Annotated in this window: 12 protein-coding genes; 4 read left to right on the top strand and 8 right to left on the bottom strand. The window is 47.1% G+C overall.

Features of this window, described 5'->3' with window-relative positions; translation table 11 throughout:
* Window positions 1–3: 3 nt before the first annotated feature.
* Window positions 4–828 (bottom strand): glycogen/starch synthase, encoded by an 825-nt coding sequence (locus tag ACYVNW_RS12970; RefSeq protein ID WP_460680298.1) that lies wholly within the window; start codon window positions 826–828, stop codon window positions 4–6.
* Window positions 829–984: 156 nt separating this feature from the next.
* Between ACYVNW_RS12970 and panC the strand changes: the two genes are divergently transcribed.
* The gene (gene panC / locus ACYVNW_RS12975) at window positions 985–1,821 is read left to right on the top strand and encodes a pantoate--beta-alanine ligase (protein WP_460680299.1); all 837 of its coding nucleotides are present in this window, start codon (window positions 985–987) and stop codon (window positions 1,819–1,821) included.
* A 41-nt stretch (window positions 1,822–1,862) separates the two neighbouring features.
* Window positions 1,863–2,291, top strand: coding sequence for a hypothetical protein (locus tag ACYVNW_RS12980; protein ID WP_460680300.1), 429 nt, complete (start codon window positions 1,863–1,865; stop codon window positions 2,289–2,291).
* A gap of 103 nt (window positions 2,292–2,394) precedes the next feature.
* Here the strand turns inward: ACYVNW_RS12980 and ACYVNW_RS12985 are convergent, their stop codons facing one another.
* Window positions 2,395–3,213, bottom strand: coding sequence for a hypothetical protein (locus tag ACYVNW_RS12985; protein WP_460680301.1), 819 nt, complete (start codon window positions 3,211–3,213; stop codon window positions 2,395–2,397).
* Between the two features lie 213 nt (window positions 3,214–3,426).
* Between ACYVNW_RS12985 and ACYVNW_RS12990 the strand changes: the two genes are divergently transcribed.
* Window positions 3,427–4,146: an NIPSNAP family protein gene (locus ACYVNW_RS12990; protein WP_460680302.1), complete on the top strand. Its 720-nt coding sequence runs from the start codon at window positions 3,427–3,429 to the stop codon at window positions 4,144–4,146.
* A 29-nt stretch (window positions 4,147–4,175) separates the two neighbouring features.
* On the opposite strand, the gene ACYVNW_RS12995 is transcribed toward ACYVNW_RS12990, so the two are convergent.
* The 6 genes from ACYVNW_RS12995 to serS form a co-directional block, all read right to left on the bottom strand.
* Window positions 4,176–5,207 carry an aldo/keto reductase gene (locus ACYVNW_RS12995; RefSeq protein WP_460680303.1) on the bottom strand — a complete coding sequence of 344 codons (1,032 nt, stop codon included), beginning with the start codon at window positions 5,205–5,207 and terminating at the stop codon, window positions 4,176–4,178.
* A gap of 264 nt (window positions 5,208–5,471) precedes the next feature.
* On the bottom strand, window positions 5,472–8,285 hold the full coding sequence (gene polA, locus ACYVNW_RS13000) for a DNA polymerase I (protein ID WP_460680304.1): 2,814 nt from the start codon (window positions 8,283–8,285) through the stop codon (window positions 5,472–5,474).
* Between the two features lie 217 nt (window positions 8,286–8,502).
* The gene (locus ACYVNW_RS13005) at window positions 8,503–9,066 is read right to left on the bottom strand and encodes a DNA-3-methyladenine glycosylase I (protein WP_460680305.1); all 564 of its coding nucleotides are present in this window, start codon (window positions 9,064–9,066) and stop codon (window positions 8,503–8,505) included.
* Window positions 9,067–9,560: 494 nt separating this feature from the next.
* A complete protein-coding gene (locus ACYVNW_RS13010; RefSeq protein WP_460680306.1) occupies window positions 9,561–10,430 on the bottom strand; it encodes an N-acetylmuramoyl-L-alanine amidase in 870 nt (289 codons plus the stop codon).
* 153 nt (window positions 10,431–10,583) lie between these two features.
* Window positions 10,584–11,444 carry a KPN_02809 family neutral zinc metallopeptidase gene (gene ypfJ / locus ACYVNW_RS13015; protein ID WP_460680307.1) on the bottom strand — a complete coding sequence of 287 codons (861 nt, stop codon included), beginning with the start codon at window positions 11,442–11,444 and terminating at the stop codon, window positions 10,584–10,586.
* A 219-nt stretch (window positions 11,445–11,663) separates the two neighbouring features.
* Window positions 11,664–12,935 carry a serine--tRNA ligase gene (gene serS, locus ACYVNW_RS13020; protein WP_460680308.1) on the bottom strand — a complete coding sequence of 424 codons (1,272 nt, stop codon included), beginning with the start codon at window positions 12,933–12,935 and terminating at the stop codon, window positions 11,664–11,666.
* 139 nt (window positions 12,936–13,074) lie between these two features.
* On the opposite strand from serS, the gene rsmI reads away from it, so the two are divergent.
* A complete protein-coding gene (rsmI, locus tag ACYVNW_RS13025; protein ID WP_460680309.1) occupies window positions 13,075–13,773 on the top strand; it encodes a 16S rRNA (cytidine(1402)-2'-O)-methyltransferase in 699 nt (232 codons plus the stop codon).
* The last annotated feature ends 24 nt before the right edge of the window (window positions 13,774–13,797 follow it).

Here is a 13,797-nt window from a genome sequence, read left to right on the forward strand (position 1 = left end):
ATCTTATCCAACGTTTACCAATTCATCATTGGTGATTTCGTCGTAAAAATTGTAATAATTTTCGAAATCAGCAGTAGCCGAATAATCTAAAACAGGTTTTTGACTGTTTTTAACATTATTTAACACATCAGCGCTGATGTTTTCGCTGCCTAATACAATGGCATCCGAGTATTGGATAGCGCCTGCATACAGGGCATCGCTGGTACCCGGCTTAAAAGTTTCAACCGTAGCTTCGGTCATATCCTCCATTACGGCTTTGGCAGCAAACTCAGGAGCCAGGGCCTCGCTGAAAGAATTTTCGTAAATAGAATATACCACTTTTGAATGTTTGAAAGTAGGATCATCTTTATACGTAGTTTTCAGGTAAGTTGGCACCAGGGCACTCATCCAGCCGTGGCAATGCACAATATCTGGCGACCAGCCCAGTTTCTTCACCGTTTCCATCGCACCCTTGCAGAAGAAAATCATGCGCTCGTCATTGTCGGCATAAAATTTACCTTCTTTGTCATTAAACACATGCTTGCGCTGAAAATATTCTTCGTTATCCAGGAAGTATACCTGCATACGTGCTGCGGGTATAGAGGCTACCTTGATAATTAACGGATTGTCATTGTCATTAATAATGATATTCATCCCCGATAAGCGTATAACTTCATGCAGTCGGTTCCGGCGCTCATTAATGTTTCCGAAACGCGGCATCAGGATACGAATCTCAAAGCCTTTGTCCTGCATGGCTTGTGGCAGCTGGCGGGTAATTTCAGAAATTTTTGTGAGATCAAGGAAAGGCGACATTTCATGAGTTATAAACAAAAGCTTAGATTTACCCATCTCCAAATCAGTATTAAGTATATGTTAAGAAATCAAAATAATTTGAGTGTGCAAATATACACATTATTTTAGCTTTTATCAACGAAACGAGCAAGTACTTTTGGAATTATTTGGCGAAATACACAATTTAGCCCACTTTTTACCAACGCTAAGGGTTTGAAAATTTTTACCACCAAACACGAAGCCGGCGCTTATTTGCAGCAGCAGCAAGCCGCCGGTAAAACCATCGGTTTTGTACCTACCATGGGTGCACTGCACAAGGGCCACCTCTCGTTGCTGGCCCGTGCCCGGCAGGAAACCAATATTACGGTATGCAGTATTTTTGTAAACCCCACACAGTTTACCAACGCCGCCGACCTGGAAAAATATCCACGCCCTATTGAGGCCGACATAGCCAAACTGGAGCAGGCTGGCTGCGATGTATTGTTTAACCCGGCGGTAACCGAAATGTATGACGGTAATGAGCAATGGCATTTAGAAATTGGCGAACTGGAGCACCTGCTGGAAGGCAAATTCCGGCCCGGCCATTACCAGGGCGTTACCCAGGTGGTGTACAAACTGTTTGATATCATTAAGCCTAACAAGGCCTACTTTGGCCAGAAGGATTACCAACAGGTATTGGTGATTAAAAGGATGCTGGAACTTACCCAACAGCCCGTGCAGCTGGTAATGTGCCCCATTGAACGCGAGGCCGACGGCCTGGCCATGAGCTCGCGCAATATCCACCTCACCCCTGCCGACCGCCAGCATGCCCTGGTACTGCACCGCGCGCTTGACTATGTAAAAACCCATTACCAACCCGAAAACCTCTACGCCCTGCAGCAGCACGCCGAGCAGCTGATAGCCGCCGAACCGGGCGTGGTACTGGAATACTTTGAACTGGCTGATGCGGATACTTTACACCGGGCAGGAAGTACCACCGAGCATGTGGTGGCTTTAACAGCAGCGCAGGTGGGGAATACGCGGTTGATTGATAATGAGGTGGTGCGGTAAGTGCGATTTATTATTACAAGAAATTAAAATTGTAAACATTTATGAGCGGCGGATGGATCGGAGTAGAAACGCCGGTGAATAGGAAAGAGGTGTCCAAAATGATACAAGAAATCAAGGATAAATATCGAACATTTAGTGATGCTGTAATAGAAAAAATTGAGTACCAGATTTTATCCGGTTCCGATACCAATAAGTACCTGAATGCATATATCACCTGTTTTAATTGGAAAACAGAAACATGGGAAAGGGTGATGTTCCAATTTACAGATGTTAAAAATATTAGACTAATAGAAACGCCCAGACTTTCAAGCTCTGTTATATTTGAAGCTCTACTACTACAAGATGATAGAAATGTTATTGTTGACTTTTTTCCCATACAGGTCGATGGATTAGGAAAATTAAAAGAAGATCCCCATTCAACCTTTTCAATACGTTGCAGTAAAATAACTTATGAGGTAGAGAATAAATAGCCCCTTTCTTTCTGCCTGTGGTCGGTGTTATCACCGCACCATCCGCTGGCAGGTCAATTATAAAGCAGCGCATATACAAACACTTTCATACTTCAAATCATTCTTATTTAACTTCTTTAAGCATCATGGTGATACTTGAGCCGTCTAAATTGTGATAGACCAGCTTTATAAACCCGAATTGCTCATTAAAATAAGAGGTAAGTGTACTTCGTCCGCTGGCTGTGGTGGCAATAGCTTCAACTTTTGTGGCTTCTATATTCCCAACAGGTAAGTTCAGCATTTCCTTTCCCTGCACCACATATCTGCAATTCAGCGTGAGCTTACCCTTCCAATCAAAAGCCTGAAACTCGGGCCACTTTTCGCCTACATCAAGTTTCCAGTCATACGTTTGCCCGGGTTTATACGGCAGCTTGATGTACGGGAATGGCGATAATTGCAATATTTCCAGCGCATGGAAGCGGAAGGGGTGCAACCACACGTTAACTTTGTTCTCCACCACACCAGTGAGTTCAGTTTCCAATGGTTTCATATCAGCATTATAATGGTACAGGAATACTTCTGTTTGATTATAATCCGGCTTATCCATCATAATCGGGCCTATTTTTCCTAATGTGGTTATACCTAAATATTCAACTTTGCTGCTGTCCTTTTGCCTGCTTGGGACGTAATGCCAAGACTTGGTTCCATCAGGATGTGATGCAATTGCATACTTAAGTGTATCATGGCCTCTAACAATGAAATAATCGTACACGTAAGTCTTTCCCTCCACAAAAAGCTTGTTGTCATAATTAAATGGATTGATGCCTTTGTTATTAGGCACCTTGGGTTCAATATACAACCTTTGGCTTTGTGCGAACACTGAAACATGAAAGGTCATCACAAAGCAGCACAGGAAAGACAAGCGAAATAAATTAGATGCCATATAACGAGTTATTGCTCCTAATTTATCACAATAGCGGCACACGGCAACCAAAAGTTATTTTTAATACTTATTTGCAGTCGGTGTACGCACCGTACCCCCTCGTGGGTCAATTATAAAAGTGGTACAGTGCGCGCACCGACCACAGGCAACTTCGAGTTTTTTGCAATCAAACCCACAACAATCGCTACCTTAGCTTTCCAATTTTACCTGTCTATGAAACAGCTATTTTATACTGGCCTTTTGTTATTGGCCGGCCTGAGCGCCTTTGCACAAAAGGGTGGCGATTTTTACCAGATCAGCATGTACCAAACCGCCAGTCAGGCCCAAACCGACTCGCTGAGTGCATATTTGCAGAACAGCTATGTGCCGCGCTTGCATAAGGCTGGCTTTAAAACGGTGGGGGTATTCACTTCCATGCAAAAAGATGCCGGCAGCGGGCAACAGGTGGTGGTTTGGGTGCCGATGAAAAGCTTGAACGACCTGACCAAAATCAGCCTCAGCGCTGAAGCGCCTAAATATACCCGGCTGCAAAATGTAATATTGAGCGCCTTCCCAAAAGCACAGCAGTTTAAGCTGCCGCACCTGAACGGCCCGCGCGCCGAGCATATTTTTGAGCTGCGCAGCTACGAGGGCCCTACCGAAGAGCGCTACCTCAACAAAGTAAAAATGTTTAACGTAGGCGATGAAGTCAGCCTGTTTGCGCGCCTCAATTTTAACGCCGTATTTTACGCCCATGTACTGGCCGGCAGCCGCATGCCCAACCTCATGTACATGACCAGCTTCGACAACCAAGCTGCCCATGATGCGCATTGGAATACGTTTAACAACGACCCGCAATGGAAGCAACTATCGGGCACCCCTGAATATAAAGGCAACGTGAGTAAGGCCGACATTATGCTGCTGCACCCAACGGCCTACTCGGATGTGTATTAAGCAAGATAATTTTAAAGCAGCTGAGTAAATTACTCAGCTGTTTTGGTATAACTTACCGGCGCATTTTCCTCAATAATGCGCTCTGCTTTCAGCTCCTGCCAAAAGGCTTCAGGGATATTCACTTTAAGCGATTCTACATTCTGCCTTACCTGCTCCGGTGTATGTGCGCCGGGGATGACCGATACAGCCACATCAGGATATAAGGCAAATTGAAGGGAAGCGGTACGCAGGTCTACCCCATGCGCCGCAGCAATGGCTTTTAATTTATCGCGTTTTACTATGTATTCCTGCGGAATTGGCTTCTTCGGGTCATAGTTGTACCGCTCACTGCCCGACAGGAAACCGGCGTTCAGGTTGGAGCCCATCACCAGCGACAAGTTGCGTTTTCTGACCTCCGGAAATACCTGATGAAGCGCATTGGCATGGTCAATCAGCGAGTATTGCGAGGCCAGCAGAAATACATTGGGGTCGGCCACTTCCATGGTTTTCAAAATCGGTTCCGGGCTATTCACGCCCAGGCCCCATGCTTTAATCACGCCTTCATCACGCAGCTGGCTCAGTGCCGGAAAAGCGCCTTTTTGAGCAATGGCAAAATGTTCCAGCCATTTGCCTTCCAACAGTTTATTATCGGGCGAAAGGTCATGCACAAATACCACATCCAAACTGTCAACACCCAGGCGTTGCAGGCTGTCTTCGATGGAACGTTTTACGCCATCAGCGGTATAATCAAAAATCACATCATTGGGCGAATGGGCGTTGGGGTAATATTCGGCACCTTTGTTATGCTTGCCGGCTTTGAGCAGTTTGCCCACTTTAGAGGAGATGATGTATTCCTCGCGCTTCTGGTTATGCAGCGACATGCCATAGCGGCGCTCGGCCAAACCCAAACCATACCAGGGCGATACATCATAATACCGCACCCCGGCCTGCCAGGCCGCCTCTAAAGTAGCATGTGCTTCCTCATCCGACACGTATTCAAACTCATTGCCAATGGCGACGCCGCCCAGGCCAATTTCGGGTATATGCTGCTGCGCCCAGGTGCGCTGTGTTGTTGTAGTCATAGCTTTGTGGTGGATAGGTAAATGGCTATCCGCTTTATTCACAACAGCAGAGTGTGGGGTGGGTTTTAGTATAGTTTAAACTATTGGTTTATGGATTTGAAGCCATAGGCTTCGAGAAACGAAGAATACAATCCTTTGTAAATAAAAATGTCATTTCGACGATAGGAGAAATCTTCTTTAAGTGATAAGTCTACAGCAGACTGGCTTAATGAAGAAGATTTCTCCTATCGTCGAAATGACAAGGGGTGGGGAATTTATTCTAGTTTAATGTGCCTCTAACCAATTCGTTCCCGTGCCAATTTCCACCACAATCGGCACTTCGGTAATAATAGCCGTTTTCATAAAATGCTCAATGATGGGTTTGGCTTTTTCTACTTCATGCTTAGGGGCATCAAATACCAACTCGTCATGCACCTGCATGGTCATGCGAGCGTCCAGCTTTTGGGCTTTAAATTCGTTCTGGATGTTGATCATCGCAATTTTGATCATATCTGCTGCTGAGCCTTGTATTGGGGCATTAATGGCATTTCGCTCGGCAAAGCCACGCACGGTAGCGTTGGCCGAGTTAATATCACGCAGGTAACGGCGGCGGCCTTTCAGGGTTTGTACATAGCCATGCTCGCGGGCAAAGTTGGTAGTATCGTTAATATAGCGCTGTATACCGCTGTATTTGATAAAGTATTGCTCTATAATATCATTGGCCTCCTTACGTGGTATGCCCAGCTTTTGCGATAAGCCAAAGCTCGACTGCCCGTAAATAATGCCAAAGTTAACCGCCTTGGCATTGCGCCGTTGGGTACTGGTTACCTCCTCTACCAGGATGCCGTACACACTGGCCGCTGTAGCGGTGTGGATATCAATATTCTTGGCGAAGGCATCCAGCATCGCCTCTTCCTTGCTGATTTCGGCAATTAAACGCAGTTCGATTTGCGAGTAGTCGGCAGAAATCAGGATATGGTCGTCATCGCGCGGAATGAAGGCTTTACGTACTTCGCGGCCACGCTCGGTGCGGATAGGAATGTTCTGCAGGTTGGGGTTATTGGAACTTAACCGCCCGGTAGCTGCCACCGCCTGGTTGTATGAGGTATGCACCCGGCCCGTTTTAGGGTTAATCATTAGCGGCAGCGCATCTACATAGGTAGTTTTCAGTTTCAATAACTGGCGGAAATCCAAAATATCCTGTGCAATATCACTTTTACCGGCCAAAGCCATTAGCACGTCCTCACCGGTTTGATACTGACCGGTTTTGGTCTTTTTAGCTTTGGGGTCGAGCTGTAGCTTTTCAAACAATACCTCGCCCAGTTGCTTGGGTGAAGATATATTGAATTTGACGCCCGATTTATCATAGATAGTTTGTTCCAGGCGGGTAATGTCGCTTTCCAAATGTCCGGAAAACTCTTTTAAGGCATTTTGGTCGATGCGAACGCCCTCAAACTCCATATCGGCCAATACATAAATCAGTGGGTGCTCAATTTCGTTAATCAACGTATCAGCGCCTACCTTTTTCAGTTTGGGCTCAAATACTTCTTTGAGCTGCAGGGTTACATCAGCATCTTCGGCAGCGTATTCTTTTACCTTTTCTACTTCTACATCGCGCATCGTCAGCTGGTTCTTGCCTTTGGGACCGATGAGAGAGGTAATGGATACTGGCTTGTAGCCCAAATAGTTTTCGGATAAAATATCCATGCCATGGCGGGTATCAGGGTCAAGAATGTAGTGAGCCATCATGGTATCAAACAGAGCACCCTGCACCTCTACATTATACCATTTCAGTACCAGGATATCATACTTTAAATTTTGTCCTATTTTGCTGATGGCCGGGTTTTCGAGCAAAGGCTTGAACTCGTTTACAATGGCCTGCGTTTCTGCCTGGTCGGCCGGCACAGGTATATACCAGGCTTCGCCCGGTTTGCAGGCAAAGGATAGACCTACCAGTTCGCAATTATTGGCATCAATACCAGTGGTTTCGGTATCAAAGGTGATGCTGCTTTGCTGTTGCATCAGCGCCAGTACTTCGGCGCGCTTTTCGGCAGTATCAGCTAAATGATACTGGTGTGGTACGTTGTCAATGTTTTTAGCTGCCACCACCGGTTCAGCCGCTTCAGCTTCACCTACGTTTAGCATAATGGTGGTGCGGTTACCGCCGCCTACCGGGTTGCCAAACAAATCGGTTTGTGCCGAGGCAGCTTTGATTTCCGTTACGCTGAAATCTTCGCCAAACACCCGGCGGCCCAATGTGCGAAACTCCAGCTCGGCAAACAGCGGCTCCAGCAATTCGCGGCTTGGCGGACAAACCAGCAAGCCTTCTTCATCCAGTTCTACCGGTGCATCCAGCAGGATGGTGGCCAGTTTTTTAGAGAGCAGGCCCTGTTCTTTATATTGTTCCACGTTCTCCGCCATTTTGCCTTTCAGCTGGTGGCGGTTTTCAATCACTTTCTCCATCGAGCCGTATTGCTTAATCAGCATTTTGGCCGTTTTCTCGCCAATGCCGGGGATGCCGGGGATATTATCCACTGCATCGCCCCAAAGGCCCAGAATATCAATTACCTGGCAGGGGTCTTGCACTTCCCACTTTTCACATACTTCCTTTACGCCCATAATTTCGATATCACTACCCATGCGCGAAGGCTTGTATACAAATATGTTTTCTGATACCAGCTGGGCAAAGTCCTTATCGGGCGTCATGCAGTAAACCTGGTAGCCTTGTTTTTCCGCTTTTTTAGCCAGAGTGCCAATAATGTCATCCGCCTCATAACCATCCGAGGTGATGAGTGGGATATTGAAGCCCAGTATCAACTTAAATACATAGGGCATGGCTTTGGATAAATCTTCGGGCATGGCCTGGCGGTGGCCTTTATAATGCTCAAAATCAATATGCCGCTCGGTGGGGGCATCGGTATCAAACACTACCGCCATATGGGTAGGGTTCTCTTTACGCAGTAAATCGAGCAGGGTATTGGTAAAGCCCATTACCGCCGAGGTGTTTAAACCATTGGAAGTAAAACGCGGGTTTTTGCTCAATGCAAAATGCGCCCGGTACATCAGGGCCATACCATCTAAAAGGAACAGTTTTTTCATAAATAATGATTACACCGATTAATTTAGGATTACACTGATTTAAATTGGCGATTTCATTGATTTTTAAAATGATCACACCTGTTTTAAAATGCAACTATTAAATCCGCTATCAGATTTACATAGTTAATTTAACCCTAACTATATGTTTTACGGGCAAGTCAAAAGTACAATTTATCTTTAATCAATCGGTGAAATCCTAAAGTAATCAGTGTAATCCTTATTTGAAATCGCAACTGGCCAAATGGTCGTTCACCATACCCGTGGCCTGCATATAGGCGTAGCAAATGGTGGTACCAAAAAACTTAAATCCACGTTTTTTCATGTCCTTACTAATGGCGTCCGACTCGGGCGAATGCACCGCTACACCTTGTTGCGGATGGTTAATGAGAGGTTTGCCCTGAGGCATAAAGTTGTATAGGTAGCTGTTAAACGAGCCAAATTCTTTTTGCACCTCCATAAACAACTGTGCATTGCGAATAGCCGCTTTAATTTTAAGCTGGTTGCGTATAATGCCGGCATCCTGCATCAGGCGTTCTTCGTCTTCAGCCGTAAAGGCAGCTACCTTTTCTACCTCGAAATTGGCAAAGGCCTTGCGGTAATTTTCGCGTCGACGCAAAATGGTAATCCAGCTCAAACCGGCCTGAGCCGATTCGAGGAGGAGAAATTCAAAAAGTACTTGATCATCGTGTACTTCTTTACCCCATTCCTGGTCGTGGTATTGGATGTATAAAGGGTCGGTGCCGCACCAGGTGCAGCGGTTTGGAGTTTGTGTTTCTTTCATGTTTAGATGTTTGCTGCTATCCGCTGGCTGGGTTAGTACTTTATGTTCGTTATTGTTCTTTTGTCTTGATACAAAAGAACCAAAAAAATCAAGTGCAGCCCCGTAAGGCTTTTTGCCGCACGGGGCCAGCCCTGCAAAGACGGTCAGCACCACAGGCTGTTTAGTGTTTGCGTATGAACAGGTTGTGCTTTCTTTGCAGGCAGGCAAACACTAAAAGGCCTTCCCCTACGCACTATCCATCAGTGCTGCCCGCCTTTCGCCCAAAGCTGAGGGGCTGACAGGGATATTCGTAATAACTTACTTTAAATTGCTTTCTTCGCCCAGGCGCGGTGGCCCGGCGGAAAAAGCGGGCCATGCGTCGGCCTTGCGCGGGGAAACTTTTTTTCTGCCTTGATTTTTTGTTACTTTTTGATCAAGCAAAAAGTAAACGAACATTCAATAAAGCACAAACCCCACAAAGCAGATAGCAGCACAATAATCAAACAACAAAACGCCTAATACTTCTGATATACATTATACAACACATTCAAATCCAGTTGACTCATGACCGGCGAACTATTTTGTTGTACGAAATGGCGCTTGAAGGCGATAATGGCGGCGTTGAGATCCCGGGTATCGTAACCAATAAGGCGCAGGGCGGTGGTAACGTCGAAGTTTGCAGGGGCCAGTTCCAGTATGTCATCGCTCCAGTAACCGAAGCCTTTTTGGGCCAGCAGTTTCCAGGGGAAATATACACCAGGGTCGGGTTTGCGCCTGGGGGCAAAATCCTGGTGACCGATGAAATTGGCTGCCGGAATGTTGTAAGTAGTTTTCAGAAAACTGAGCAGCGCCAGCAGGCTTTTAATCTGCACATCGCTATAAGGCTCGCTGCCGTTGTTGTCAATTTCAATACCAATGGAGCAGCTGTTCATATCAATCACATTGCCCCATTTACCCACACCGGCGTGGTTGGCGCGCAGGTAATCATTCACCATGTGTACCACTTTGCCATCGCGGCCTACCACGTAGTGGGCGCTTACCTGGCTCACGGGGACAGTAAAAGTGCGGATGGTTTGCGCCAGTGAATCCTGCGCGGTATAGTGGATAATGACATAATTGGCCTTGCGGATGCCCGAATTTACGGTACCCACCCATTGCGACGGGATAGGCACACCCATACTATCGGTAAGGGTAGCCGGGTTGGTTTGCGCAATTTTGGTTAAGTATTCGGCCACATGGTCGTTATATACCTTATCGGTTTCGGCATAGGGGCTGGCGGGCGTAGCTATAGTGATGGTTTTGGTCACCTTAGTTACTTTAGTTTTAGGCGAGCAGGACGCCAGTACAGCCACAGCCGCTACCAGCAGGTATAATTTAGATTTCATTGTTGATTAACCCCAGTTCGTATTTTCAATCCGTTGCATGAACTCAGCTAAGGTAAGCAATGCAATGAATGTTTACGCGGCCGATTGGTGCTTTTATAATTCAATTTATAATGAAAATACATAAGCGCCTGATGATTCTTATAAGCAATAACTTTAGTTCAAACTCGGGTCAGCAAATGTATTCCCCTGCCGCATATCCCCGGTTTCGAAACCTTTTTTGAACCAGTAGACGCGCTGGGCGCTGGTGCCGTGGGTGAAGGAGTCGGGCTCTACGCGGCCCTGGCTTTCCTGCTGCAGGCGGTCGTCGCCAATCTGCGAGGCTGCGTTCAGGGCCGATTCAATGTCGCCCCGTTCTAGCACTAGGCCGTTGTGGTGATATTTGTTTTCGTAATACGCCCAAACACCGGCATAAAAATCAGCTTGGAGTTCCAATTTTACAGAGAGGCGGTTGCGCTCTTCTTCAGTAGCATTCTGCTCGGCCTGCTGTACCTTATCAAAGGTACCCAACAGGTTTTGCACGTGGTGGCCTACCTCATGCGCAATTACATAGGCCTGGGCAAACTCGCCGGGTGAATTCAGGCGGTTGCTCAACTCATCAAAAAATGATAAATCGATGTATACTTTCTGGTCGCCGGGGCAATAAAACGGTCCGGTTTGCGAGCTGGCAAAGCCACAGCCTGATTGTACCTGCCCTTTAAAAAAGTGCATTATAGGCTTGCGGTACTCAGCATTGGAAGCGCGAAACAAACTATCCCAAACATCTTCGGTACCGGCCAGTACCTTACGGGCTAATACCTGCTCCTGGCTTTCGGGCCCGGTTACTTCTGTATTGTTTTGCTGCTGACTGCTTTGGCTATTGCCGCCATTCAATATCTGTGAAGGGTTTACGCCTGTGAACATGTAGATAATAAACCCGATGATGCCCAGCACACCACCGCCTACGGCCAAACCGCCGCCACCGCCGCCGCTGCCTTGTTCTACATTATCACTTTCGCGTCCGCCAAACCATTTCATAAGCTGCTGTAAAATTAATGTGAAGATTTAACAGCAGGCAGCGCCAGTTTGTTTAGGTGCAACAAAAAAGGCTGCATTATGGTGGGTAATGCAGCCGCTTTGAGTTAAACTCATTGTTATTGCGAGCAATAGCGTGGCAACCGCTTGTTATACAGAGGCACAGAGATGCCTACGTGCGATTGCTTCGTTCCTCGCAATGACATATTTTATAATTGCCCCTTAGTCAATCCACTCAAACCGGGTATAAGGCACCAGCACTTCGGGCACTTTAATGCCGTTTTCGGTTTGGTTGTTTTCCAATAAAGTAGCTACAATACGCGGCAAAGCTAATGCGCTGCCATTCAGCGTATGCGCCAGCTGGGTTTTACCCTCAGCATTACGGAAACGCAGTTTCAGGCGGTTGCTCTGGAAGGTTTCGAAGTTAGATACCGATGATACCTCCAGCCAGCGTTGCTGCGCTGCGCTCCAGGTTTCCATATCATAAGTTAAAGCCGAAGCGAAGCCCATATCGCCACCGCATAAGCGCAGCACGCGATATGGCAAGCCCAGCTTCTGCAGCAGGCCCTGTACGTGGGCGCTCATTTGCTCTAAAGTGTTATAAGACTGGTCGGGGTGTACCACCTGCACAATTTCTACTTTATCAAACTGGTGCAAACGGTTCAGGCCACGCACGTGTGCGCCGTATGAACCAGCCTCGCGGCGGAAGCATGGGGTATAACCGCAGTTTTGTACAGGCAGTTCTTCGCCTTTCAGGATGACATCGCGGTAAATATTCGTGATGGGCACTTCGGCGGTAGGAATCATATACAGGTTGTCGGTTCCCATATAATACATCTGGCCCTCTTTATCAGGCAACTGGCCGGTACCAAAGCCGGAGGCTTCATTCACCATTAAGGGTACCTGCAATTCGTTGTAACCCGCCTTTTCGGCTTCGTCTAAAAAGAAGGCGATCAGCGCCCGTTGCAGTTTGGCGCCTTTACCCTTATATACCGGGAAGCCGGCACCGGTAATTTTTACCCCCAATTCAAAATCAATCAGGTTGTATTTGGCAGCCAGCTCCCAGTGCGGCAGGGCGCCGGTGGGCAGGTTTGGTTTTTCGCCGTTTTCCAGCACCACTTCATTATCTTCGGCGCTTACGCCTTTGGGTACCGAGCTGTGCGGCAGGTTGGGCAGCAGTACCAGCTTTTGCTGCAGTTCGGTTTCTATATGCGTAAGCTGTTCGCTCAGTTGCTTGCTTTCTTCTTTCCAGGCACCGGTTTTAGCTTTAATTTCGTTGGCTTCGTCTTTTTTGCCATTGCGCATCAATTCGCCAATTTGCTTGGCGGCTGCATTGGCTTCGGCCGAAACGCTGTCGAGCTTGTTTTGCGTTTGCCGGCGTTGCTCATCCAGCTTCACTACTTCATCAACCAACTCGGGCTGCTTAAAATTTTTTACAGCCAATCGTTCCAAAACTTGTTCCCGGTTATCGCGGATATAACTAACTTGCAGCATTTATTTCAAAATTTAAGGCAAAGATATAATTGTAAGTTCATTGGTTCATTAGTTCATTGGGTTTTATTGATGCTTTATACAGTTGCTATAACTTTTAACCTAATGAACTAATTACCTAATGAACCAATGAACAATACCCATGACAGGCAAACTATATTTAGTACCCACCCCTATCGGCAACCTTGAGGATATAACTTTCAGGGCGGTACGGGTACTGAAGGAAGCGGATTTAATTTTGGCGGAGGATACCCGCACCTCGGCACCTATGCTAAAGCATTTTGGGGTAAGCCAGCGCGTGTTTGCCCACCACCAGCATAACGAGCACCAATCGGCCACTGAGATTGTGCGGCTGCTGAAGGAAGGTAAAAACGTAGCCCTAATATCGGATGCCGGCACACCTGCCATCTCCGACCCTGGCTTTTACCTGGTGCGCGAGGCCTTGAAAAATGAGTTGGAAGTTGAATGCCTGCCCGGTGCTACCGCCTTTGTACCGGCACTGGTAAACTCCGGCTTCCCTACCGACCGCTTTTGTTTCGAGGGCTTTTTGCCTTTGAAAAAAGGCCGGCAAACCCGATACAAGTTTTTGGCCGAAGAAGAGCGCACCATCATCCTGTACGAATCGCCGCACCGGCTGCTGAAAACGCTGGATGAAATGGCCACTTATTTTGGGCCGGAACGCCCGATTTCCGTATCGCGCGAGCTCACCAAATTATATGAAGAAACCGTGCGGGGTACAGTAGCCGAGGTAAAAACTTATTTTGAAACCCACCCCGTAAAAGGAGAGTTTGTGATGTGTGTGGCAGGAAAAGCGGATGCAAAGGGTAAAAAAAGCGAATAGCAAACTTTTGTCATTGCGAGCGAT

This window comes from Mucilaginibacter koreensis (assembly GCF_054783355.1).

Coding starts and splice junctions, on each gene's coding strand:
- ACYVNW_RS12970 (WP_460680298.1), bottom strand. CDS start 828: ATGGGTAAATCTAAGCTTTTGTTTATAACTCATGAAATGTCGCCTTTC.
- ACYVNW_RS12980 (WP_460680300.1), top strand. CDS start 1,863: ATGAGCGGCGGATGGATCGGAGTAGAAACGCCGGTGAATAGGAAAGAG.
- ACYVNW_RS12985 (WP_460680301.1), bottom strand. CDS start 3,213: ATGGCATCTAATTTATTTCGCTTGTCTTTCCTGTGCTGCTTTGTGATG.
- ACYVNW_RS12990 (WP_460680302.1), top strand. CDS start 3,427: ATGAAACAGCTATTTTATACTGGCCTTTTGTTATTGGCCGGCCTGAGC.
- ACYVNW_RS12995 (WP_460680303.1), bottom strand. CDS start 5,207: ATGACTACAACAACACAGCGCACCTGGGCGCAGCAGCATATACCCGAA.
- polA (WP_460680304.1), bottom strand. CDS start 8,285: ATGAAAAAACTGTTCCTTTTAGATGGTATGGCCCTGATGTACCGGGCG.
- ACYVNW_RS13005 (WP_460680305.1), bottom strand. CDS start 9,066: ATGAAAGAAACACAAACTCCAAACCGCTGCACCTGGTGCGGCACCGAC.
- ACYVNW_RS13010 (WP_460680306.1), bottom strand. CDS start 10,430: ATGAAATCTAAATTATACCTGCTGGTAGCGGCTGTGGCTGTACTGGCG.
- ypfJ (WP_460680307.1), bottom strand. CDS start 11,444: ATGAAATGGTTTGGCGGACGCGAAAGTGATAATGTAGAACAAGGCAGC.
- serS (WP_460680308.1), bottom strand. CDS start 12,935: ATGCTGCAAGTTAGTTATATCCGCGATAACCGGGAACAAGTTTTGGAA.
- rsmI (WP_460680309.1), top strand. CDS start 13,075: ATGACAGGCAAACTATATTTAGTACCCACCCCTATCGGCAACCTTGAG.